Source organism: Paraburkholderia unamae (assembly GCF_003268775.1).
Classification (GTDB): domain Bacteria; phylum Pseudomonadota; class Gammaproteobacteria; order Burkholderiales; family Burkholderiaceae; genus Paraburkholderia; species Paraburkholderia unamae.
On record NZ_QLSU01000030.1, the window covers coordinates 41,501 to 64,507 of the forward strand.

The following is a 23,007-nucleotide window of genomic DNA, read 5'->3' on the forward strand; positions in this document are numbered from 1 at the left end:
GGGGCGGCGACGCCCCGCGTCCTTGCGCTTACTGCTTGACGGCAACGGTCTGCTGCGTCGGCAGCAGCGTCCATTGACGCTCGCGCACCACGAGGTCGATGCTCTTCACGCCGTCGATGCGGCGCGTGCGCGGATCGAAGGTGGCCTTGCCGAACACCACGCTCGGCACGTCGTGCAGCTTCGGCAAGGCGTCGTGCACGCCCTGGCGGGTCGTGCCGCCCGTGCGCAAGGCGTCGGCGGCGATGACAACGGCGTCGTAAGCGAAGGCGTTGAACGCGTCGGGCTCGCGATGGTATTTGGCCTTGAAGCCCTGCACGAAGCGCTGAACCTCCGGGCGCGGGTCGCCGGGGAAGAAGCTCGTGTTCGTCGTCACGCCGTTCACGGCGTCGCCCCCCAGTTCGAGAAACTTCGGCGAATACACCGAACTCGCCGCGACCACCGGCAGGCCGATGCCACTCTCCCTTGCTTGCCGCGCGATTTGCGCACCGTCGGCGTAATAGGCGATCAGCACCAGCGCGTCGGGGTGCGTGTCGCGCACGCGCACGAGCGTCGCGCGAAAGTCCTTGTCGGTGGGCTGATAGCCTTCGGCGGCCACCACTTGCGCGCCGCGCGCATTGGCCGCCTTCACGAACACGTCCTTGCTCGCGCGGCCCCAATCGGTGTTCTGATAGAGCACCGCCACGCGTTTGTAGCCTTGCTTCACGGCGAGATCGGCGAGGAGCGGCTGCGCGTCGGCCTGGCTGACCGACGGGCTCCAGATATAGTCGCCGCCTTTGGTGAAGTCCGGATGCGAATTCGTGAAGCCGAGCTGCACGAGCCCGGCACGCTGATAGATCGGCGACGCCGCCATCGAGGCCGGGCTCGAAAAATCGCCGAGTTCGATCAGGATGCGCGGATCGGAGACGAACTTCTGCGCGATCGTCACGGCCTGGCGCGGGTCGCTCTGGCTGTCCTCGAACACATAGCGCAGCGGATGACCGTTGATGCCGCCCTCCGCGTTGATCTGGTCGAGCGCGAGATCGAAGCCGGCTTGCCATTGCGCGCCATACTGCGCGTTCGGTCCCGTGAGCGGTCCGCTCACGCCGAACCAGACCGGCTCGCCTGTCGCCGCCGCCGCGTGCGCATTCGCACCGAACGCGAGCAGTCCCGCACCGGCCGGCGCGAGCACGAGGGCCGCCGCGAGGCGCGCGAGCAGCTTGCGCCGCACGGCACGAAATGATGTCGTCATCGCTGTGTTTCCTTCTTGTAAGAGTTGAGTGACGCAATGAATGGAAAGGGACGCCGTAACGAGTCTCCAACGCACCCATCGTCTGCACAACCAAGCGATTCAGCTATCGATATGCGCCTCGCGCGTGGCCTCATGCCGCGTCATTCGGGAAACACGGGCTCTCCGAGCGTGAGCATGAGGCGGTTGGCCCACGCGAAGATGGCGATCGCGTGGCTGAGATCGAGTATCTCGGCTTTCGTGAGCCCCGCTTCGCGCAGCGCGTGGAGCGACGCGCCGTTGACTGCCTCGGGCGCGAGCGTCAGGTCGATCGCATAGCGCACGATCGCGCGTTCGCGCGGCGTGGTGCCCGCGGTGCGCGGATCGGCGAAGACCTGTTCGATCACGTCGTCGCGTTTGGCCAGTTGCTGGAAACGCTGCGCATGCACGGAGGCGCAATAAACGCAGCCGTTCACGCGCGAGACCACTGTGCTGGCCAGTTCGCGCTCCGCGCGCGAGAGCCCGCCGGGGGCATACATGATGCTGTTGAACGCCCCCGAGCGCGCGGCGAGCACCGCAGGCTCGTGTACGAGCAGCAGGTAATAATCAGAGGTTTTCGCTTGCGGATGACTGGCTTCGAGCACGGCGAGTTGTTCGGGCGAAGCGTCTTCGAGCGCGACCGTGTCGAGCCATGCCGACCATCCGAGCGTTTGCGAGGTGAAACCGTGTGTGTGGCTCATGCGAGTTCCTCCAGTGCGCGCAAGGCGGCGACCACGCGCACCTGGTACGCGACGAAAGCGATCAGTTGTGACAGCACGACGATGGCGCGCGTGGACAGGCCCGCGTTTTGCAGTGCCGCGAGGGCGGCGGGCCCCTGTTCGGCGGTTTGCGCGGGTGCGGTGGTCACCGCGCGCGCGTGGGCGAGGATCGCGGCGAGGCGTGAAGAGGGGGCGCTCAACGCGGCGCTCCGCTCGGTTGTCGTCGATTGCGTCAGTGTGTCGAGCAGCGCGGCGGCCTCGACGCCGCTCGCACCCAGCGCGGCGAGACGTGCGCGGTAAGCGCGTGCCGTTGCGTCGGCGCGTGTCAATGCGGCGGTATAAGCCGCTGCCGCGAGGCGTTCGGCAAGCGGGAGATCCTCGGCCTCGGCGTCGAGCAACGCGTCGAGGCTGCCTTGCGTGTGCCGCGTGGCCTCGGCGCGGTGTGCGCGCAAGGCGGCGGTCTCGCCGTGAGCGTCGAGCCCCGCGAGTTGGGCGACGAGGTCGTCGCGCGCGATGGTGGATTCAGTCGATTCGGTTGACATGGTGGTAAGCGAGTCAGAAAGAAGGAGTGGGTGCGGGCGCGTCGGCGTCGGTCCATTCGTCGCCGAGCAGTTCCGCCTTGTCGAACGCTTCCAGCGCCGCGTAGTGGCGTTCGCGGTCCGCGTCGAACAGCATCGAGGCGATGGCGCGCGCGAGCCGCTGCGCGCCGTCGCTGATCGCCGGAATGTCGCCGGCGACCTTGCCGTGCGAGAGACTCGCCGCATGGTTGAAGCAGTGAATGCGCGCGAGTGCGGGGCAGGCGCCCGCTTTGCGCTCCTGGAAAGCGAAGCGCCGGTCGAGGTCGGGTGAATTCGCCAGTTCGTCGTCGGGCAGCGAAGCCGGCGGCGAATAGCGTTCGCGCCAGCGCCGCACGTGCGGCGCAATGGCTGCGAACTCGGGGCGCGTGTCGATGTGCGTGTGGAAGCCCGTGGCGAAGATCACATAGTCCAGTTCGTAGCGACCTTTCGGCGTGCTGAGGATGATCGTTTCGCCTTCCAGCGTGAGCGTTTCGAGCGGACTCGACAGATGAAAGAGCGCGTTCGGGTGGCGGGACACGCGCAGCACGCTGTCACGCGGAGGTGGCGTTTGCGACTGGCCCGCGTAGTGGAGGAAGCGCCATTTCCAGTCGTCGTCGAGATCGGCGAAGCCATGCACGAGGCCGGGACTGCCGATGCCGGTGAGCTTGTTGATCGCGGGCAGCGTGGCGCGCCGAATGAACAGATCCACGCGCGCCGCACCCGCTTCCAGCGCGCACGCGGCATTGTCGAACGCCGAAGCGCCCGCACCGACCACGCCCACGCGCTTGCCGCGCAACGCGGCGAAATCGATGGCATCGGAAGAATGCGCACGCATGTGGGCCGGCAGATTCGCGGCTAGCGCGGGCAGCGCAGGGCCGCCGGTGCCTTCGCGGCCCGTGGCCAGTACCACATGGCGTGCGATCACGCGCTCCTGCGCGCCGCCCGTGGAAGCGAGTTCGAGTTCGGGCAACCCGCCCGCGCGCGGGTGCAGCAGCGCGAGCCGCGTGTCGTTGCGCACGGGCAGGTCGAGCACGCTCCGATACCAGCGCAAATACGCCATCCATTGGTCGCGCGGAATCTTGTAGAGCGCTTCCCACTGCTCGCGCCCGAACTGCGCCTCGTACCACGCACGGAACGTGAGCGCGGGCAACCGGAGCGCGGGGCCCGCCAGTTGCTTGGGCGAGCGCAGGGTGAGCATGCGCGCGTGCGTGAGCCACGGTCCTTCAAGTCCGGCAGGCGCGGTGTCGAAGGCCTGAACGTTGCCGATGCCCAACAGGCGCAACTCCGCCGCAATGGCGAGACCGGCCATGCCCGCGCCGACAATGGCGACATCGAGCACACGCTGACCATCGATTTCGCGCGGGGGCACCCAGGCGGGCGCGGGCAGGTCGAGCCACGCGAGGTCTTCGCGCAAGCGGGCTTCGAGCGCGGCAAGACCGGTGGCGGTGATATCGGCGTCGTTTGGACGCTCGACGGCGTGCAGGGTGGCGCTCATACGGTCGCTCCTTCGTTGGTGTGAGGCGAGGCAGTCGCCTCGCGGCGGGCGAGCAGCGCGTCATGACGCTGCGCGCCGTGGCGTGTTGCGCCCGGCAGCAGTTCGAGCGAGACGGCCGCCACGGCTTCCACGAACGCCTTCGCATCGTCGCGCGGCGGTCTGCCCGCCGCGCTGAATACGCCGTAGAAGAAGGGAATGTCGACGTCGAGCGCGCGCGTCACCACGCCCGCGACCGGTGTGCCGAACGCGGTGGCGGGATCGACCACGGCGACGGCAAGCCCCGCCTGCGCCGCCATCATCGCGTTGAGCGATGCATTGCTTTCGAGCACGACGTGCGCGCGCTGGCCCGCTGCCTCGAAGGCGCGGTCGATGCCGCGCCGCAGGCGATAGCGGTTCGCGACCGTCGCGAGGCTGCGCGGGGCGAGTTGCGCGAGCGAGAGCGTTGCCGCCTGCGCGAGGGGATCGTCTTCGCGCAGGACGGCTACGCAAGGCGCTTCGATCACGTAATGCAGATCGATATCGCCGTGCGCGAGCGGCAGCGTGGCTATGCCGATGTCGACGGCGCGCGAGAGCAGCGCGTCCACGACCTGCTCTGCTGCGGCGCTACGCAAATGCGTGTCGATCGCAAGGCCGCTGCGAGCGAGCGCGCGCGGCACGAGTGCCGCCGCGAGCGCAGGCGTGGCTGCCACGCGCAGCGGCCGCGCTTCGTCGAGACCGATGGCCCGCGCGCTCGCGCGAATCGCGTCGAGCCCGACCAGCGAGCGCTCGACTTCCGCGTAAAGCAGGAAGGCGCGTTGCGTGGGCGTCACGCGCGGCCCCTTGCGATCGAACAGGGCGTAGCCGAGTTCGAGTTCGAGATCCTGAATCGCGCGCGTCACGCTGGGTTGCGAGCGGCCCAGCAAGCGGCCCGCGCCCGTGATGCTGCCGGCTGAAATCACGGCGGAAAAGGCTTCGAGTTGATGCAACTCCATGCGGCGTCCCATTCATGTGGTGTGGGCATTCTAGGGCCACCTGTATGCGCGATTCTTATAATAAATCGAGCTTTCCAAATGAACGTTCGACAAATGATGGAGACGTAGCCGCGTTTTCCGCACGCCGTTCACGCCGCGCGAAAAGCACGCAAAGTGCCGTACGGCAAGGCGTTGCGACACCTGGGCGCAATGCGTGCACCCGCGCAATCCCGCAAAGCGAATAAGCATTTCACAATCGCACTTAATAGCTTTAACTCGAAACTTGGTTGGTTCGCGTATTTAGCGCGTGATTAGATCGCAGCACTTCAATCCGTCGTATGGGAATCAAGCATGTCGAACCGGTCAGGCAAAGAGGGCGGCGCGTTCGCGCCATTCAAGTGGTTGCGCACGCTGGCGTGCCTCGGCGCGTTGGCGTTGCCTTACGCGGCGCACGCGGCCGATCCCTATTGGGTGGGCGTGAGCGGGCCGCTCACCGGCCAGGACGCGCAGTACGGCGAGCAGTGGAAGCGCGGCTTCGACCTCGCGCTCGAACAGATCAACGGTAGCGGCGGCATTCACGGCCATCCGTTGCAATACGAGTTCGAGGACAGCCGCAGCGACCCGCGCCAGGCCGTGGCGATCGCGCAGAAGTTCACGGGCGACAGCCGCATCCTGCTTGAACTGGGCGACCTCTCCAGCGGCGCTTCGATGGCGGCTTCGCCCATCTATCAGCGCGCGGGCCTCGTGCAGTTCGGCTTCACGAACTCGCACCCCGACTTCACGAAGGGCGGCGACTATATGTGGAGCACGGCGATCAGCCAGGCCGAGGAGCAGCCGATGCTCGCGCGGTACGTCACGGGCGGCCTGGGCTTCAAGAAGATCGCGGTGCTCTATCTGAACACCGACTGGGGCCGCACGAGCGAGGACATCTTCGCGAAAGCCGCGCGTTCGAACGGCGCGCAGATCGTGGCCGCCGAAGGCTACCAGCCCGACGAAAAGGACTTTCGCGCCACGCTCACGCGTGTGCGCAGCGCGAACCCCGATTCGATCGTGCTGATCTCGTACTACTCGGACGGCGCGCAGATCGTGCGTCAGGCGCGCACCGCCGGCGTCACGCTGCCCATCGCGGCAGTGGGGTCGGTGTACTCGCCGAAGTTTCTCGAACTCGGCGGCAACGCCGTGAACGGCGTCTATACCGAGTCGAACTTCTTCCCCGGCGATCCGCGCCCCGAAGTGCAGAGCTTCGTGCAGCGCTATCGCGCGAAGTACGGCGCCGACCCCGACACGTTTGCCGCGCGTGCCTACGACGCCATGATTCTCTCGGGCGAACTGCTACGCCGCTACGGCGCCACGCGCGCCGCCGTGCACGACGGCCTCGCGAAAATCGACGATGTGCCGAGCGTGATTTTCGGGCACTTCCGCTTCGATGCGCAAACGCGCCGCGTGGCGGGCGCGAAGAATCAGGATCTCGTCGTGAAGGACGGCAAGTTCGCGCGCTGGGACGGCGCAAGCGCGCTGCGTACGCAATAAGCGTGGCGACTCCTTAGGCCTCCAAACGGAAACCTGGCGACCATGAGCGCATGGCTTGACTACACTCTCAACGGCCTGATCGTCGGCAACATCTATGCGTTGCTGGCTGTGGGGCTGGCGCTGATCTTCGGCGTCTCGCATCTCATCAACTTCGCCCACGGCTCCGTCTACATGGTGGGCGCGTTCGTCGGCTGGCTGTGTCTCACGCGGCTCGGCTTGCCGTTGCCGCTCGCGCTCGCCGCCACCATCGCGGCTTGCGCGGTGCTCGGCATGGCGATCGAGCGCATCGGGCTGCGGCCGCTGCAAGGCGCGGCGCGCATCGCACCGTTGCTCGCCACCATCGGCATCAGTTTCGTGCTCGACCAGCTCGCGCAACTCGTGTTCGGGCCTGACCCGCGCCCGGTGCCGTCACCGCTGCCGAACTGGACGCTCTCGATCGGCGGCGCCACGCTTGGCTCGCTCGACGTGCTGATCGCGGCGATCGGCATCGGCGCGGCCGCCGTGCTCTACGCGTTCCTGCGTTTTAGCCGTCTTGGCTGGGCCGTGCGCGCGACGGCGCAGGACCGCGACGCGGCGCAGCAGATGGGCGTGGACGTCAACGCGGTGAACCGCGTGGTGTTCGCGATCGCGTGCGGACTGGGCGGCCTGAGCGGCTTGCTCGTCGGCATGTACTACAACAGCATCGACCCGGCGATGGGCTTCCAGGCCACCCTCAAGGGCGTCGTGGCGCTGCTCATAGGCGGCCTCGGCAACGTGCCGGGCGCGATTGCGGGCAGCCTGCTTCTCGGGCTCGTGGAAAGCTACGGTGTGGCGCTCTTTGGCACGAGCTATCGCGACCTGTTTGCGTTCGTGCTGCTGCTGGCGTTTCTCGTGTGGCGTCCTAACGGTTTGTTCAGCGCGAACCGGCGCCTGCCGCCCGAGCCGCTTACGGGCACCTTCGTTTCGAACCGGCGCGCGATCAATGTGCCCAAACCGGTGATCGCCGTCCTCATCGCGATCGCCGCCGCGCTGCCGTTCGCGGTCTCTTCCGGCTACGTGTTGCAGACGCTCACGAACGCGTGGATCTACGGCCTGCTTGCGCTGAGCCTCACGCTCGTGGCGGGCACGGTGGGGCAGATTTCGCTGGGTCACGCGGCGCTGCTGTTGATCGGCGCCTATGCCTCGGCGCTGCTCTCGGCCGATTTCGGCTGGTCGCCCGCGTTGACCATCGTGCTCGCGGGGCTGCTGACGGCGGCGCTCGGCACGCTGCTCGTGTATCCGTCGTTCCGCCTGCGCGGCCATTACGTCTCGATCGCGACGCTCGGCATTGGCGAGATCGTGGGGCTCGTCGTGCTCAACTGGGACGGTCTCACACGCGGTCCCATCGGCGTGTCGGGCATCGCGCCGCTCTCGCTGTTCGGCTGGACGCTCGACAGCGCGCGCTCGGTCTACTGGTTCACGCTCGCCGTGCTGATCGTGCTCGCGCTGCTGCAACTGCGGCTGCTGCACTCGCATCTGGGCCGCACGTGGCGCGCGGTGCGCGAAGACGACGTGGCCGCGCGCGCCTATGGTGTCAAACCGAACCGTTACAAGGCGCTCGCGTTCGCGTGGGGCGGCTTCGCGGCGGGCATAGGCGGCGGGATCGCCGCGCACCTGTACAGCTATATCAACTACCAGACCTTCGACTCGCAGGTCTCGATTCTCGGGCTGACCATGGTGATTCTCGGCGGCCTGGGGAATGTTGCGGGCGCAATCATCGGCGCGACGGCGCTCATCAGCCTGCCCGAGCTGTTCCGCTTCGCCGCGGAGTATCGCATGCTCGTGTACGGCGTCGTGCTTTTGCTGCTCGTGCGGTTCAGGCCTCAGGGCTTGTTCGGTTCGGTCTGAAGGGGAAACACCATGTCCACGAATGCCACGGCGAATGCCGAAATCCTCTTCGATGTGCGTAACGTCACGCGCCGCTTCGACGGGCTGACCGCCGTAGCGGGGGTGAGCTTTTCGATTGCGCGCGGCGAATGCGTGAGCGTGATCGGTCCGAACGGCGCGGGCAAGTCCACGCTCTTCAATCTGCTCGCGGGCGCCGACATGCCCAACGAAGGCGTGATCCGCTTCGACGGCGAGGACGTCACGGGCTACGCGCCCGAGCAGCTTGCCGCGCGCGGCCTTGCGCGCACGTTCCAGCATGGCCGCGTGTTCGGCAACCTGAGCGTGCTCGACAACGTCTTGATGGGCGCGCATGCGCGCCTCGAAGTCGCGCGCCGTGGCTGGCCGGTTGCGGGCGCGGTGGCGGAACTGCTGCGCGCGTTGTTTCAGCCGCCCGCCGTGCGGCGCGCCGAGGCCGCGCTGCGCGCCGAAGCGCACGCGGTGATCGAGCGCTTTGGCGAGCGGCTCACGCCGCGTGTCGACCAGCCCGCGCACAGCCTTTCCTATGCGAACCGGCGGCGCGTGGAGATCGCGCGCGCGCTGATGCTCGGCCCGCGCATCTTGCTGCTCGACGAACCGACCGCCGGCATGAACGAATCCGAAACGGCCGAAATGCTCGCGCTGCTGCTCGAACTCAAGCGAGAAGGGCTGACCATTCTGCTCATCGAGCACAAGCTCGAACTCGTGATGACGCTGTCCGACCGCGTGCTTGTGCTCGACGAGGGCCGCGTCATCGCACAGGGCGCGCCGCACGAGGTGCGCCACGACCCCGCCGTGATCGAAGCCTATCTCGGCCATCGCCATGTGGGCGCCGACGACCTTTCGCGCGCGGTGGCCGTATGAGCGAGGCGCAAGTCATTCCACTTTTCAACGACCCGACCCGCGAACGCCGCACCATGACCACGCCGCTCCTGAAGCTCGACCGCATCGACACGTTCTATGGCCAGAGCCAGGTTCATTTCGGCGTGACGGTGGCGGTGCCGCGCGGCGAGATCGTCTGCCTGCTCGGCGGCAACGCAAGCGGCAAATCGACCACCATGAAGGTGATTCTCGGCCTGCACAAGGCGCGCGCGGGCACGGTGAGTTTCGACGGCGCACCGCTCGACGGGCTCGATACCGCACAGATCGTGCGCCGCGGCATTGCCTCCGTGCCCGAGGCGCGGCGGCTGTTCGGCGACATGAGTGTGCGCGAGAATCTGCTGATAGGTGCCTTCACGCGGCGCGACCGCGAAGGCATCGCGGAAGATTACGAGCGTATGCTCACCTTATTCCCGCGTGTGAAGGAGCGCCTCAACCAGCGCGCCGGCACGCTTTCGGGCGGCGAGCAGCAGATGCTCGCGATGGCGCGTGCGCTGATGAGCCGACCGAAGCTCGTGTGCATGGACGAGCCGACCATGGGGCTCTCGCCGCTTTACGTCGACAAGGTGCTCGACCTGATCCGCACGATCAACGCCCAAGGCGTGACGTTCTTCATGGTGGAGCAGAACGCGAGTCTCGCCTTGCAGATCGCGCATCGCGGCTACGTGCTGCAAACGGGGCGCGTGGTGCTCTCTGGCGAGGCTTCCGCGCTGCTTGCGGACGAGCGCATTCGCGACGCCTACCTGGGCGGCCCGCTCGCGGCGCAAACGGCGTCGTAACCGAAGGAGCAGGCGGCGCGCGAAAGCGTTCGTGCGCCGCCTGGCATTACGTTTCCCTCACGCCGCGCCGCCTTCCACGAAGCGCAGCGCGACACCCGCGGCATCGGCGGCGGCCACGCGCAGCGCGCCGTCCGCAGTCGTGGCGAAGGCAACGCCGTTGCGTTCGAACAGTTGCCGCAACGTGCTGAGCGAACGCACGCGCAGATCCAGCGCCACGTAACGCTCGCTCCCATCCTGGGTGACGGCAACCGCGCCATAACGGCGCTCGGCCTCCGCCGGCGTCACGAACTCGACGCTCGCGCGCCCGGCCTTCAGACGGTAACGATCCTCGCCGACCGGCTCGATGACGCCGGGCCCGAACAGACGCTCATAGAGATCGGCGACCCGTTGCGGCGTGGGCGAAGCGACGACGAAGCCGACAATGTCGGTCACGCCGTTCGGATGCTCCCGGTCCTCGTCGCGCCATACGAGCTGCGGCGTGAAGTGATGGCAGAAAAACGTGCGGCCGTTGCGCACGAGTTCCGCGCCAAGACGCACGGTGCGAAAGCGCGCGTCCTGTGCGCCGCCTTCCAGTTGAACGGGCCGGAAGAATTCGGCGGGCGGCTCGACCGCAATGCCGCGCGCGGTGATCGCCTCATGCAGCGCGAACGAATCGTCGGTCTTGAACACGAGTCCCGAGAGGCCAAGCGGCGCATCGACAATGTCCGGGCGGTTCACGCGCTTGCCTGGCTCGAAGCCGAGCAGTTCCAGATAGTTTTCGCCGAAGATCGCGAGGTGATTGCTCGATCCGAGCGAGTGATGACCGCGCGCGGTCAGGGCAAAGCCCAGCTTGCGATAGATGTCCGACGCCTGGTCGAGCTGATCCTTGACGTTGACGACGACGTGGTCGAGTACGGGGGCGGGGATGCGACTCATTGCAGCGTATTCCTCCAGTGTGCAGGGTGCGGAACGCATGCCACGAAGCCCGCTGCGATTCCGTTGGGTGGGAAAGACGCTCGAAAGTGTACTGACTGTTGTGCACGCCTTGAACCAAGCGATCGTGATTTGTTCAGCGCGATTTGGCAGAAGGCGGGGCCTTGCGCCCCGTCTCCCTCCCGATGGCTCAACGCTCCCACGTCGGCGCCGTCGGCGTGTTTTCCCTTGCATATCGCTCGATCGCCGCCTTGAGCACGGTGCGCTCGATCGCGCCTTCGTCCGCGAGCGCGCCGAGCGCCGCAATCGCAATGGCGATTCGATCGACCTCGAAGAACTCGCGCAGGGCCGCGCGCGTGTCGCTGCGGCCAAAGCCGTCGGTGCCGAGCGTGACATAGCGCCGTGGCACGTAGGCGCGAATCAGTTCGGGCACGGCGCGCACATAGTCCGTCGCCGCGACGACCGGGCCACGGGAGCCTTCGAGAACCGACGTCACATAGGGCGGCGTTCCAACCTCAGCCGCACTGAAGCGCCGATTCCGCTCGGCGGCGACGCCGTCGCGATGCAGTTCGGTGAAGCTCGTGACACTCCACACCGCCGCCTCGATGCCCCAGTCCTGCCTGAGCAGTTGCGCGGCCGCGAGCACTTCGCCGAGGATCGCCCCCGAGCCCAGTAACTGAACGCTTGCTTCGGTGCCTTGTGCGTCGTGAAGCGGGTAGATGCCTTTGAGCACCCCCGCGCGCAGCGCTTCGAGATCGGCGGCCGGCGCGGAGGGTTGCGCGTAGTTCTCGTTGGTGACGGTCAGGTAATAAAACACGTCGCGCTGACGTTCGACCATCTCCCGCATGCCTTCATCCATAATGAGCGCGACCTCGTAGGCGAACGCGGGATCGTAGGCCCGGCAGTTGGGCACCGTCGAGGCGGCGAGATGGCTCGTGCCGTCCTGATGCTGAAGTCCTTCTCCGCCCAGCGTCGTCTTGCCCGCCGTGGCGCCAATCAGAAAACCGCGCGCGCGCTGGTCCGCCGCCGCCCAGATCAGGTCGCCGATGCGCTGAAAGCCGAACATCGAGTAGTAGATGTAGCAGGGCAGCATCGGCAGATCGTGAACGCTGTACGACGTCGCAGCGGCGATCCACGACGAGATGGCGCCGGCTTCCGAAATGCCTTCCTCGAGGATCTGGCCGCCGCTGTCCTCGCGGTAGTACAGCATCGTGCCGAGGTCCTCCGGTTCGTACAACTGACCAAGTGGCGAATAGATCCCGACCTGGCGGAACAGGTTGGCCATGCCGAAAGTGCGCGCCTCGTCTGCGACGATCGGGACGATGCGCGGCCCGAGCGTCGGGTCCTTCAGGAGACTGCCCAGCATGCGCACGACCGCCATGGTCGTGGACATTTCGCGGCCGTTGGCATCGAGCGAGAACTGCGCCCAGGAAGCGAGTTCGGGCACCGTCGGAACCGACGACGCGGCCTGTCGCCGCCGGGGCAGGTAGCCGCCGAGCGCCGCCCGGCGATCGTGGAGGTACTTCATCTCCGCACTCGTGGCGGCGGGCTTGTAGAAGCGCAATTGCTCGACGTCATCATCCGACAAGGGCAAGCGGAACCTGTCCCGGAACGCCTTGAGTTGCTCGACGTCGAGCTTTTTCTGCTGGTGCGTCGTCATCCGCCCCTGGCCGATCGGGCCCATGCCGAAACCCTTCATGGTCTTGGCGAGGATGACGGTCGGCTGGCCGCGGTGGCCGGTCGCCTTGTGATACGCGGCGTGGAGCTTGCGAACGTCGTGGCCGCCACGGCGCAGGCGGTCGATGTCGTCGTTGCTCAAATGGGCCGCCAGTGCCGCAAGCTCGGGGTTCTGGTTGAAGAATCGTTCGCGGTTGTACTGGCCGTCGTTCGCGGAGAAGGTCTGGAACTGGCCGTCCACAGTATTGGAAAAGGCGCGCAGCAACGCGCCGGTGCGATCGCGCGCGAACAGGGCGTCCCAGTCCGAACCCCAGAGCACCTTGATGACGTTCCAGCCCGCACCCGTGAATTGCGCTTCGAGTTCGTCGATGATGCGGCCGTTGCTGCGCACCGGGCCGTCGAGCCGCTGGAGATTGCAGTTGATCACGAAGACCAGGTTGTCGAGACCCTCGCGCGCGGCGAGCGACAACGCGCCGATCGATTCGGGCTCGTCCATCTCGCCGTCGCCGAAAAATCCCCAGACTCTGCGCTCATCGGTGGTCGAGAGGCCGCGATTCTGGAGATAGCGCATGAAACGCGCCTGGTAGATGGCATTGATCGGCCCGATCCCCATCGAACCCGTGGGGAACTGCCAGAAGTCCGGCATCAGCCACGGGTGCGGATACGAACACAGGCCCGGCCCCGCGATCTCCCGGCGGTAGTGTTCGAGATGGGTTTCGTCGAGAAAGCCTTCGAGATACGCCCGCGCGTAGACACCCGGCGACGAATGCGGCTGGAAGTACACCAGGTCGCCTCCGCCCGCGGCGGTCGCACCGCGAAAGAAGTGATTGAAGCCGACTTCGAACAGGTCGGCCGCCGACGCGTAACTGGCGACGTGTCCGCCGAGTTCGCCATAGGCCCGGTTCGCGCGAACCACCATGGCCAGGGCGTTCCAGCGCAACGCCGCCGCAAGCCGTTCTTCCGTCTCCACGTCGCCCGGGTACGGGCCCTGTTGTTCGACCGGGATCGTGTTCACATAGGGCGTCTTGCTTGCGCGGGCCGTCGCGACGCCGCGCGACAGCGCATGGGTGGCAAGGCGGTCGAACAGGTACTGCGCCCGGTCGAGGCCCACGTGCTGGATGACGCCGTCCAGGGCATCGAGCCACTCGGCGGTCTCGTGCGGATCACCGTCTTCCTTGCTTTGGGTAAGGGCCAGCAGCGACGCACCGCCGCTCGATAAATCGGTCATGACACAACTCCGGATGGGGGAAAACGGGTGTCTGAACTTGCTTGGGATCGTCGTGCCAGCTTACGCGCCGAGCCGCAGAATGTGCGTCTCTTTTGACTCCGGAATCGTTACCGTATAGTGTAGAAATTCCTTCAATCGGCTTGTTTGAGGAATTTGCGCACTATGACTTCAGAACAGAAGTCCGGCCCCCGCCGGCTCGACCGCATCGACATCGCGATCTTGCAGCAGCTTCAGAAAGACGCTCGCATCACCAACGCCGAACTGGCGCGCGCCGTCAATCTTTCATCGACGCCGTGCTTCAATCGCGTGCGAACGCTGGAGCGGCTCGGGCTGTTCCGCCAGCAGGTCACGCTGCTGGACGCGGAAGCCCTCGGGCTGCATCTGAATGTGTTTATCCAGGTCAGCCTGGAGAAACAGGTGGAAGACGCGCTGAACCGCTTCGAAGAAGCGATCGCGGAACGGCCCGAGGTCATGGAGTGCTATCTGATGACCGGCGACGCCGATTACCTGCTGCGCGTCGTGATGCCCGACATGCAGAGCCTGGAACACTTCATCGTGCACTGGCTCACGAAAATTCCCGGCGTGTCGAATATCCGGTCGAGCTTCGCGCTCAAGCAGGTCCGCTACAAGACGGCGCTGCCGTTGCCGGCGAGCGGGATGGAACTCGTCGCGCGGCACGATGCGCCGATCGAGTGGACTTGAGCGTCTGATGCCGCGCGTTAGTCGCTGAGGAAACGGCCGAGGGCGGCGAGCACCTCACCGGGCGCGTCCTCGGGCAGCAGATGACCGCCAGGCAAGGCCTCGCCCCGCACGTTGTCGGCCCACCTGGACCACGTTTCGACCGGCGATGTTTTGCGCGCCGTCTGCTCCCGCTCGCTCCATAGCGCGAGCACCGGGCAGGCGAGCTTGCGTCCGGCGGCGAAGTCGCTCGTGTCGTGTTCGAGATCCTCGGCGACGGCGGCGCGATAGTCCTCGCATATCGCATGACGCACATCCGGGTTCCTGAACGCGGTTCGATACGCGTCAAGCGCCAACGGATCGATCCGGTCGAGCCCTCCCGCCATCTTCGCCAGCGCGGCGTCGATATAGGCGTCGGGGTCGGCCGCCAGCATCCGCTCGGGCAGATCGGCCGGTTGAGCCAGAAAGAACCAGTGCCAGGCGTTGAGCGCGAAAGCCTTGTCCACGCCGGCGAGCGCATCCATCGTCGGGATGACGGTCATCGAGGCATACGCGGCGACGCGCCGGGGGTGATCCAGGGCAAGCCGATACCCCGCGCGTGCGCCCCGGTCATGCCCGACCACCGCGAAGCGCTCGTGCCCGAGCGTGTCCATCAACGCCGCGAGCGCCGCCGCCACGCGGCGTTTGCTCCAACGCGGCGAGTCGTTGCGGGTGCGGCTCGCGCCGTATCCCGGCAGGTCGGGCACGACGACGGTGTGCGACCTGGCGAGCGCGGGCGCGATCAGGCGCCAGGCAACGTGGGTTTGCGGATAGCCGTGCAACAGCAGCACCGGCGATCCGCTTCCGCCAATCTTGCCGCGAAACGAGACATCGTCCGTCTCGACTTCGAGATCGGCGAAGCCTGGAAAGAAGACCTTCACCGTGGTGCGTTCGGCTTCGGGTGTCATCAATATCTCCTTGTCGCGCCGTGCGTCATTGCGCGGACGCCGTCCTGACGAATTCGGCCAGATCGCGATTGAAACGATCGGATTCCTCAATGAATGGCGCATGCCCCGACTCGGCGTACACCTTGGTGGCGATGCGCGGATTCAGCGCGCTCGCCCGCGCCAGCGTCGCGCGCGTATTGACCAGTGCATCGCGGCCGCCGTAGAGAAAGAGCAGCGGCACGCGCGCCTGGCCGACGCCTTCGGCGGCGAACACCGTCATCGTCGGAATTTCTCGCTGCATGTCCCACGACGCCATCGCCGCGTTCGCCACCAGGCGGTCGAACGTGTCCGGCTCCGGCTGACGGTTGAAGCACAGGCCGACGAACGTGCGCTCGCCGTCGAGATGCGTTTTCAGGTCGGGCGAATTCATGTCTTCGTAGACCTGCGGGTGACTCACGAGTTGCTCGGGCGTGAGTTCGACCACGCCATCGACATACACGGCCCCGGCAATCTCACGATCGCCGTATGCCGCCAGGTAGTTCGATATCACCACGCCGCCAAGCGACCAGCCCACCAGCACGGGCTTGCGCGCGTGCGAGCCCTTGATGACCGCCGCGAGGTCGTCGCCCCAACGGCGGCCGTCGCGGTACGGCTCGGCGCCAGATGGTTTGTCCGATAGCCCGTGGCCGCGCAAATCGTACGTAATGATGCGGTATTGGCGCAATGCGGGGCTTTGTACCTGCGCCTGCCAGTTCAGACGGCTGCCGAGCAGACCGTGAATCAGAATAACCGGAGGACCGTCAGGGTTACCGCTTTCCTGCACTGCCAGTTTCACCCCGTCGTTCGACGTGACCATGTAGCTGGCAGGGGCAGGGGCGGCGGCCGCGTCGGGCGGCGTGGCGAACAGCATGGCCGCCGTGATCGCGGCAAACGGCAATGAGGTGAGCATTCGGGCGCGCATGGTGCGTTCCTCAAGAGTGGACAGTGCGCCCAGTCTCAACCCTCACACTGGTGTGAGAGTCAAGCGTCTTTGTGCTAGTCTCGTTTCATGAACACGATGCCCTCGAACGAGATGCTCTCCATTGGCGAGCTTTCACAGCGCACCGGTGCCAGCGTGCGATCGATCCGCCACTACGACGAGCACGGTTTGCTCGCCTCGGTGCGCGCGAGCAATGGCTACCGCATATTCCCCGCCAAGGCGCTTACGCAGGTCAGGCAGATCCAGCGCATGATCGCGAGCGGCTTCACCATCGACGATATTCGTGGCTTTCCCGATTGCATGCTGCTGATCGACGGCGCGCGTTCCTGCGACCAGATCACCGATGTCCAGCGGCAACGCCTCGAAGCCATCGATCGCCAGATCGCCGACCTCGAAAAGCGGCGTTCGCGGCTCATCAAGACCTTGTCGGAAGGCGCGGTTCCGCCCGTCGAGTGAGCGTGCAACGGCACGACGGCTAGGCCGGCAGCAGGCCAGCCGCGCGATAGCCGTCGATCAACGCATCGTAGAGCGATAGGTCCGCGCGGCTCCTTGCAAGCAACTGCGCGCCCGCTATGGCCGCGAAGATGGCGCGCGCCCGTTGTTCGCTCTGCGCGGCGTCGACCACGTTCGCCGCGCGCAGCACCTTGGCCAGCCACGCCACGTTCACGTCGGCGAAGGTGCGGACTTCCTGCATCACCTCGTCGGGCAGGTCGTCGGATTCGGCGGCCATGAAACTGCACAGGCACATGCGATTGCCGCTCTCAAGCGCCTTGCGAAACGTGGCCGGGTAGCGCCGCAGGCACTCGCGCGCATCCGCGGCCCCCGCGAGTTCCGCCTCCAGCGCCGCCGCGGTGTTCTCCCAGTAACGCCGCGCGACCGCCGCGCCAAGGTCGGCCTTGCTCGCGAAGTGATGGTAGAGGCTCGCGGCCTTGATGCCCACCTCGTCCGCCAGCTCGCGGACATTCAACCCGTTGTAGCCATGCGCCTGCGCGATCCGGGTCGCGGCCAGCAGGATCTTCTCCCGGGAACTTGAGCCCGCGTCGTTCTTCACTGCCTTCGCCTCCGCCTACACGAATTTGTGGTTGACGCCTCCGATTATAGCCTTTATGGTTAATCTAACGATCGTTAGGTAGGTGAATTTACGCAAGCGCGGCGGGCTCCCGCATCGCCGCGCCTAACCCATTGCTCATACGAAGAGAGGCCGGCAATGACATCCAGCACCGCCCACCGCGCAGCGGTCAGGCACCCCGCCATGACGATTTACGATTTCCCGCGCGGCCCGTATCCCACCCGCGTGCGCATTGCGCTGGCCGAGAAGGGCCTGGCATCGCACGTCCGGTTCGTGATGGTCGATTTGTACAAGGGGGAGCACAAACGGCCCGAATTCATTGCGCGCAAGAATTATTCGGGCACGCTGCCGGTGCTCGAACTCGACGACGGCACGCTCATCGCCGAATGCACGGCGATTACCGAGTACCTCGATGCGCTCGACGGCGCGCCTGTGCTCACGGGCGGCACGGCGCGCGAAAGGGGCGTGATCCACATGATGAACAAGCGCGCCGAGCTGGAGTTGCTCGACGCCGTGAGCGTGTACTTTCATCACGCGACGCCGGGGCTCGGGCCAGACGTGGAGCTTTACCAGAACGCCGAGTGGGGCTTGCGTCAACGCGACAAGGCGATGCGGGGCATGCACTATTTCGACGGTGTGCTCAGGCAGCAGCCGTTTGTCGCCGGAGAGGCATTCTCGATGGCCGACATCACGGTCATCGCGGGTTTGCTCTTTGCCTCGATCGTGAAGCTTCCTGTTCCTTCGGAATGCGAAGCACTTCAAGACTGGCATGCGCGCATGATGGCGCGCGAGAGTGTGGCACGACAGCCCGCATATTCCGCGCACGCGTAGCCGTCAAAAAGCCATCACGCCTGGTTCCCGCTACGCCGAACGGCGCGCTCCCGAGGCGCTTTTCCTGGGGGCAGGCCGACGTTTCGCCGCATTTGCTGCACTTGCCGAAGCCGCCGCAAGTTCCTCGCGAGTCAGCACCCAGCCCGTGTTGCCCGCCAGCGCATCGACCATGAAATCGATGAAGGTGCGCGACCTCAGGGGCATTTGCGCGCGCCTTGCGTAGCAGATGTAGAGCCCCAGATCGTCGCTCAGGTTGTGGGTCAGCAAGGGCAGCAAACGACCGGTGCGAATCAGGGGAACCGCGCTGAAACTCCCCAGTTGCCCGATGCCGACGCCGCTCGCAACGGCGTCCGTTTCGAGTTCGGGCTCGTTGGTGCAGAGCACGGTGGGGACGTCGCGGTACACCGTCTCCTTGCCGACGCGGAACACCCACGGCGCCACGCGCCCCGTGTTCGGCTGCCGGTAGCCCGTGCACGCGTGGTTCGCCAACTCGTCGATATGCTGCGGCGCGCCACGTTGCGCCACGTAGTCCGGCGACGCGCACACAATGAGCTGCACGGGCGTCAGCCTTCGGGCGATGAGCCGGCCGTCCGCGGGCAGGCCGCCCCGGAATCCCACGTCGATGCGATCGGCGATCCAGTCGGAAAACCGGTCGTCGAACTGCAAGTCGAGCGCGACTTCGGGATAGCGCTCGCGAAACCGCAGGATGAATGGCCACAGCACGGCTTTTCCCAGGCTTTGCGGGGCGCTCACGCGCAACGGCCCGGCCATGGTTTCCTTGCCGCGCCGGGCGTCGGCGAGCGCCTTCAGCAAGCCCTCGTGGGTCGGCTGCACCTCGCCCCGAAACCGTTCGCCCGCTTCGGTCAGGCTGAGGCTGCGCGTGGTGCGATGAAAGAGCCGTAGGTCCAGATGCTGTTCGAGCTGCGCGAGCGCGAGACTCGCGGCCTGCGGCGCAATGCCCAGATCAGCCGCCGCCTTGCGCAGGCTGCCGAGCGTGGCCGCGCGCAGAAACACCGTGATTGCCCTGATCTCGTTCACTTTTCCGATTCCCGATTCCCGTCCGGCAGCGTGTGACTCACAAACGACTCACGAACGATGCGCAAACGATTGGCAAGATTTTCTTGATTATAAATCCGCCGATCAAGGGCTAGTTCGTTGCGGGTCGCTTGCCTATATTTTGCGGGAAGCAGACGGTCTGCTTCGGTATCCACCTTGAAAAACCCGCACAGGAGCTTGAACATGGGCAGCACATCGAAAATCTGGTTCGTCACCGGCGCGTCGAAGGGCGTGGGAAAACACCTCGTGACGCAACTTCTCAAACGTGGCGATCGTGTCGCCGCCACGTCGCGAACGCTCGAATCGCTGGTCGAGTCGTTTGGCGAGGCGTCGGCGCAATTTTTGCCGCTCGAAGTCGATCTGACCCAGGACGACAGCGTGCGCGCGGCGCTCGAACAGGCGTTCGCCACGTTTGGCCGGCTCGACGTGATCGTCAACAACGCGGGCTACGCGCAGCAAGGCACGGTGGAAGCCCTGTCGGACGATGAAATCCGGCGCAATTTCGACGTGAACTTCTTCGCGCCGGTCACGGTGCTGCGGCATGCGCTCGCGCGCCTGCGAGCCCGGCGCAGCGGGCACGTCATCAATATCGCGTCGATCGTCGGCTATCAGGGCGGCTACGCGGGCTGGGGCAGCTATGTGGCGACCAAGTTCGCGCTCGCGGGCCTGAGCGAATCGCTCGCGGCCGACGTGGCGGAACTCGGCATCAAGGTGACCGTGGTGTATCCGGGCCCCGTGCGCACGGACTTTCTGGCGGACGGTGCGCTCGCGGTGGCCAGGCGCCAGATCGATGAATATTCCGAAGCAAAGGCCTCGCTCGATTTGCACCTCGACACGCTGCATGGTCGCCAGCCGGGCGATCCGGACAAACTGGCCGCGTTGATCGTCGATTGCGCCAATGAAGCATCGCCGCCGTTGCACTTATTCGCGGGCAGGATCGCCGTGGACCTGGCCGATCAAAAGATCGCGGCGGTGAAGCAGGATCTCGCGGCCTGGAAGGAGGCGGGCGTGGCAACGGATTTTGCTGACGCCGTGTGAGCGGTCAATGAGCGACTAATGAGCGACCAGCGAGCGCCGGGCCGCGTCAACGCGGGGCATGCATGCGTCGGCCCTTTTTCCTGATCTCGCGTGACAGGTCGCCCAGCGTGACATTGGCGAACTTCTTGAGCAAGGCTTCTTCGGCTTCGCGCACGGTGGCCGAAAGATGCGCATTCACCGCCTGCTCGACGAGACATTGCGGATCGTCCTCGCTCACGAGGTCGGAGAAGAGGGCGGGCTCGCCCGCGCTGCGATACACGTCGAGCAACGTGATGTCGTCGAGCGCCACACTGAGCGCCCAACCGCCGCCGTGCCCCTTTTCCGACTGGACGTAGCCGCTCTCGCGCAGGCCCGCCAGCAAGCGGCGCACGACAACGGGGTTCGTGCACAGCATCTCGGCGATCGCCTCGGAAGTCAGGGGGTGGTCGGCGTGTTCCATATGCAGCAGCGCGTGCAGCACGCGGGACAGTCGGCTATCCGTTCTCATCGACGCACTCTCTCTCGAAACATTTGAAGTTGCATGAATGATACCATTCGACCTATCATGTAACTCCTGATGTTTCATGATGGTGTCATGTCGCGCGACGTGTGCCTCCCACCCAACCGGAAAAGCACTCATGCAAGAACACTACGATGTCGCGATCGTCGGCGGCAGCTTCGCGGGCCTCTCGGCCGCCATGCAACTCGCGCGGGCGCGGCGGCGCGTCCTGTTGATCGACGCCGGCTTGCCGCGCAACCGTTTTGCGGCGCATGCGCACGGTTTCCTCGGTCAGGACGGCGTGCCGCCGGCCGAAATCGCCGCCACCGCAACGAAGCAGTTGCTCGCCTATCCCACGGTGACGTGGATCAAGGGCGAGGCGCGCCGGGCGTCCGGCGAACAGGGCGCGTTTCAGATCGAACTCGCCGACGGTTCGCGCAGCACGGCGGCGCGCCTCATTCTCGCCACGGGCATCAAGGACCAACTGCCCGCCATACCGGGCCTGGCCGAGCGCTGGGGCGTGAGCGTGCTGCACTGTCCTTACTGTCACGGCTATGAGGTGGGCGGCCGGCGGCTGGGCGTGCTGGCCACGCATGCGCACTCGCTCCATCAGGCCATGCTGATTCCCGACTGGGGCCCGACGACGTGGTTCACGCAGGGCGTGGTCGAACCCGGCGCGATTGAGGCCGCGCACTTGCAGGCGCGCGGCGTGAGCATCGAGCGCACGCCGGTGGCCGAGGTATTGGGCCAAGCGCCCGGCATCGAGGCGCTGCGTCTGGTCGACGGGCGCATCGTTCCAGTCGACGCGCTGTTCGTGGGCCCGCGCACCGAGCTAACCAGCGATCTGGCCGTTCAACTCGATTGCGCCATTGACGAAGGGCCGATCGGTCCCGTGATTCGCGTGAACGACTGGAAGGAAACGAGCGTGCCGGGCGTCTACGCCGCAGGCGATATGTCGTCCGCGATGACGAACGCCACGTTCGCCTCCGCCTCGGGCGTCATGGCGGGCGTGGCCGCGCACCGGTCGCTGATTTTCCCGGCGTGAGCGGGGCGGCGGGCTGTCGAGGGTTGCTGTCGCGATGTGGGCGGGATATGGGCGGAAAGCGGGCAGGAAGCAGGCGGGTCGAATGATACGCACGCGTTGATTTACCATTAGGCTCCCACGTCCCGGTCCCGCATCGCCCATGGAACTCCGGCATCTCCGCTATTTCATCGCCGTCGCCGAACTGCGCGGCGTACGCGCAGCTTCCGAGCAACTGCACGTGACCCAGCCCGCGATATCGAGGCAGATCCAGGACCTCGAACAGGCCATCGGCGCGGCGCTGTTCGAGCGTACGCCGCGCGGCCTCACGCTCACAGCCGCGGGCGAAGCCTACCTCGCCGAGGCGCGCGACATCCTCGCGCGCGTCGATGCCGCCAATCGCCTCGCCCGGCAAATCGCCTCCGGCTTGCACGGGCATCTGCGCATCGGCTTCGTCGAAAACGCCGCCTGGAGCGGCGTGGTCTCCCGAGCGCTGCGCGAGTTCGAGCGGGTCGTCCCGCAAGTCTCGCTCGAACTGCAACCGATGAATACGCCCGAGCAACTCGAAGCCATCGCGGCAGGGCGGCTCGACGGCGGCTTTTGCTATCGCGTGGGCGTCCAGCCCGAAGGCATCGCCGGGGTGCCCGTGCTCGAACAGAATGTCGTGCTGGCCGTGCCCGAAGCGTGGCCGCTCGGGCAGGCGGGGCCCGTGGCGGCCGCCACGCTGCGGCAAACGCCGTTTATCGCGTTCCCGCGCCGCGTCTACCCGGCGTATTACGACCGGCTGCTGTCCGCCTGCGCCGAACGCGGACTCACGCTCGATATCCGCCAGGAGGCCAGCACCGAAACGGCCATTCTGTCGCTCGTCTCAGCGGGCATGGGCGCCGCGATCGTGAATGCCGCGAATCGCGACCGGCCGCCCGCGCGCGTACGTTTCGTCGAGCTGCAAGACCTTTCGGTGCCGCTGCCGCTCGAATTCTGCTTCGTGGCGAACGGCGCCAACGTGGCGCTGGAGCGATTCGTCGAGCAACTGCGGTAGAGTCGCGCGCTCACCGGGGGGAAAAGAACCGTACGCGGTGAT

23 protein-coding genes are annotated in these 23,007 nt (G+C 66.2%); 10 read left to right on the top strand and 13 right to left on the bottom strand.

The window, feature by feature from the left end; genetic code table 11:
- Positions 1–28: 28 nt before the first annotated feature.
- The 5 genes from C7401_RS34725 to C7401_RS34745 form a co-directional block, all read right to left on the bottom strand.
- Entirely contained in the window at positions 29–1,228 is a 1,200-nt protein-coding gene (locus tag C7401_RS34725; RefSeq protein WP_112176510.1) for an ABC transporter substrate-binding protein, read from the bottom strand.
- Between the two features lie 140 nt (positions 1,229–1,368).
- The gene (locus tag C7401_RS34730; protein WP_112176512.1) at positions 1,369–1,944 is read right to left on the bottom strand and encodes a peroxidase-related enzyme; all 576 of its coding nucleotides are present in this window, start codon (positions 1,942–1,944) and stop codon (positions 1,369–1,371) included.
- A complete protein-coding gene (locus C7401_RS34735; RefSeq protein ID WP_112176514.1) occupies positions 1,941–2,504 on the bottom strand; it encodes a CMD domain protein in 564 nt (187 codons plus the stop codon). Before C7401_RS34735 ends, C7401_RS34730 begins: the two co-directional genes overlap by 4 nt.
- A gap of 13 nt (positions 2,505–2,517) precedes the next feature.
- Positions 2,518–4,014 (bottom strand): NAD(P)-binding domain-containing protein, encoded by a 1,497-nt coding sequence (locus C7401_RS34740; RefSeq protein WP_112176516.1) that lies wholly within the window; start codon positions 4,012–4,014, stop codon positions 2,518–2,520.
- Positions 4,011–4,985, bottom strand: coding sequence for a LysR family transcriptional regulator (locus C7401_RS34745; protein ID WP_112176518.1), 975 nt, complete (start codon positions 4,983–4,985; stop codon positions 4,011–4,013). The genes C7401_RS34740 and C7401_RS34745 overlap by 4 nt, the downstream gene beginning before the upstream one ends.
- Positions 4,986–5,315: 330 nt before the next feature.
- Here C7401_RS34745 and C7401_RS34750 point away from each other — a divergent pair, with 330 nt between their 5' ends.
- The 4 genes from C7401_RS34750 to C7401_RS34765 are packed head-to-tail and all read left to right on the top strand — an operon-like array spanning position 5,316 to position 10,033.
- Entirely contained in the window at positions 5,316–6,494 is a 1,179-nt protein-coding gene (locus C7401_RS34750) for an ABC transporter substrate-binding protein (protein ID WP_112176520.1), read from the top strand.
- Between the two features lie 42 nt (positions 6,495–6,536).
- A complete protein-coding gene (locus C7401_RS34755; RefSeq protein ID WP_112176522.1) occupies positions 6,537–8,360 on the top strand; it encodes an ABC transporter permease in 1,824 nt (607 codons plus the stop codon).
- A 12-nt stretch (positions 8,361–8,372) separates the two neighbouring features.
- Positions 8,373–9,239: an ABC transporter ATP-binding protein gene (locus C7401_RS34760; RefSeq protein ID WP_112176524.1), complete on the top strand. Its 867-nt coding sequence runs from the start codon at positions 8,373–8,375 to the stop codon at positions 9,237–9,239.
- On the top strand, positions 9,236–10,033 hold the full coding sequence (locus C7401_RS34765) for an ABC transporter ATP-binding protein (protein WP_258397346.1): 798 nt from the start codon (positions 9,236–9,238) through the stop codon (positions 10,031–10,033). The genes C7401_RS34760 and C7401_RS34765 overlap by 4 nt, the downstream gene beginning before the upstream one ends.
- A gap of 57 nt (positions 10,034–10,090) precedes the next feature.
- On the opposite strand, the gene C7401_RS34770 is transcribed toward C7401_RS34765, so the two are convergent.
- Together C7401_RS34770 and mdeB are read right to left on the bottom strand one after the other, a co-directional pair.
- Positions 10,091–10,948, bottom strand: a complete 858-nt coding sequence (locus C7401_RS34770; RefSeq protein ID WP_112176526.1) for a VOC family protein — start codon at positions 10,946–10,948, stop codon at positions 10,091–10,093.
- 187 nt (positions 10,949–11,135) lie between these two features.
- A complete protein-coding gene (mdeB, locus tag C7401_RS34775) occupies positions 11,136–13,850 on the bottom strand; it encodes an alpha-ketoglutarate dehydrogenase (protein ID WP_112176527.1) in 2,715 nt (904 codons plus the stop codon).
- Between the two features lie 162 nt (positions 13,851–14,012).
- Here mdeB and C7401_RS34780 point away from each other — a divergent pair, with 162 nt between their 5' ends.
- Entirely contained in the window at positions 14,013–14,552 is a 540-nt protein-coding gene (locus tag C7401_RS34780; protein WP_112176529.1) for an Lrp/AsnC family transcriptional regulator, read from the top strand.
- A gap of 17 nt (positions 14,553–14,569) precedes the next feature.
- On the opposite strand, the gene C7401_RS34785 is transcribed toward C7401_RS34780, so the two are convergent.
- Together C7401_RS34785 and C7401_RS34790 are read right to left on the bottom strand one after the other, a co-directional pair.
- Positions 14,570–15,475, bottom strand: a complete 906-nt coding sequence (locus C7401_RS34785; protein ID WP_112176531.1) for an alpha/beta fold hydrolase — start codon at positions 15,473–15,475, stop codon at positions 14,570–14,572.
- A gap of 25 nt (positions 15,476–15,500) precedes the next feature.
- Positions 15,501–16,415, bottom strand: a complete 915-nt coding sequence (locus tag C7401_RS34790; RefSeq protein WP_112176533.1) for an alpha/beta fold hydrolase — start codon at positions 16,413–16,415, stop codon at positions 15,501–15,503.
- Between the two features lie 87 nt (positions 16,416–16,502).
- On the opposite strand from C7401_RS34790, the gene C7401_RS34795 reads away from it, so the two are divergent.
- On the top strand, positions 16,503–16,889 hold the full coding sequence (locus C7401_RS34795) for a MerR family transcriptional regulator (RefSeq protein ID WP_112176534.1): 387 nt from the start codon (positions 16,503–16,505) through the stop codon (positions 16,887–16,889).
- A 19-nt stretch (positions 16,890–16,908) separates the two neighbouring features.
- Here the strand turns inward: C7401_RS34795 and C7401_RS34800 are convergent, their stop codons facing one another.
- Entirely contained in the window at positions 16,909–17,484 is a 576-nt protein-coding gene (locus C7401_RS34800; protein ID WP_112176536.1) for a TetR/AcrR family transcriptional regulator, read from the bottom strand.
- Positions 17,485–17,640: 156 nt separating this feature from the next.
- On the opposite strand from C7401_RS34800, the gene C7401_RS34805 reads away from it, so the two are divergent.
- Positions 17,641–18,333, top strand: a complete 693-nt coding sequence (locus tag C7401_RS34805) for a glutathione S-transferase (RefSeq protein WP_112176538.1) — start codon at positions 17,641–17,643, stop codon at positions 18,331–18,333.
- A 30-nt stretch (positions 18,334–18,363) separates the two neighbouring features.
- Here C7401_RS34805 and C7401_RS34810 read toward each other — a convergent pair whose 3' ends face one another.
- Both C7401_RS34810 and C7401_RS44635 read right to left on the bottom strand, forming a co-directional pair.
- Positions 18,364–19,371, bottom strand: a complete 1,008-nt coding sequence (locus C7401_RS34810; protein ID WP_112176540.1) for a LysR family transcriptional regulator — start codon at positions 19,369–19,371, stop codon at positions 18,364–18,366.
- Positions 19,368–19,574, bottom strand: a complete 207-nt coding sequence (locus C7401_RS44635) for a hypothetical protein (protein ID WP_146758049.1) — start codon at positions 19,572–19,574, stop codon at positions 19,368–19,370. The genes C7401_RS34810 and C7401_RS44635 overlap by 4 nt, the downstream gene beginning before the upstream one ends.
- Between C7401_RS44635 and C7401_RS34815 the strand changes: the two genes are divergently transcribed.
- The gene (locus tag C7401_RS34815; protein ID WP_112176542.1) at positions 19,573–20,427 is read left to right on the top strand and encodes an SDR family oxidoreductase; all 855 of its coding nucleotides are present in this window, start codon (positions 19,573–19,575) and stop codon (positions 20,425–20,427) included. The genes C7401_RS44635 and C7401_RS34815 overlap by 2 nt on opposite strands.
- Before the next feature lie 46 nt (positions 20,428–20,473).
- On the opposite strand, the gene C7401_RS34820 is transcribed toward C7401_RS34815, so the two are convergent.
- Positions 20,474–20,914 carry an Rrf2 family transcriptional regulator gene (locus C7401_RS34820; RefSeq protein WP_112176544.1) on the bottom strand — a complete coding sequence of 147 codons (441 nt, stop codon included), beginning with the start codon at positions 20,912–20,914 and terminating at the stop codon, positions 20,474–20,476.
- A 130-nt stretch (positions 20,915–21,044) separates the two neighbouring features.
- Here C7401_RS34820 and C7401_RS34825 point away from each other — a divergent pair, with 130 nt between their 5' ends.
- Complete coding sequence (locus C7401_RS34825) at positions 21,045–21,950, top strand: NAD(P)/FAD-dependent oxidoreductase (protein ID WP_112176545.1); 906 nt, start codon at positions 21,045–21,047, stop codon at positions 21,948–21,950.
- 139 nt (positions 21,951–22,089) lie between these two features.
- Positions 22,090–22,965, top strand: a complete 876-nt coding sequence (locus C7401_RS34830) for a LysR family transcriptional regulator (RefSeq protein ID WP_112176547.1) — start codon at positions 22,090–22,092, stop codon at positions 22,963–22,965.
- Positions 22,966–23,007: the final 42 nt, after the last annotated feature.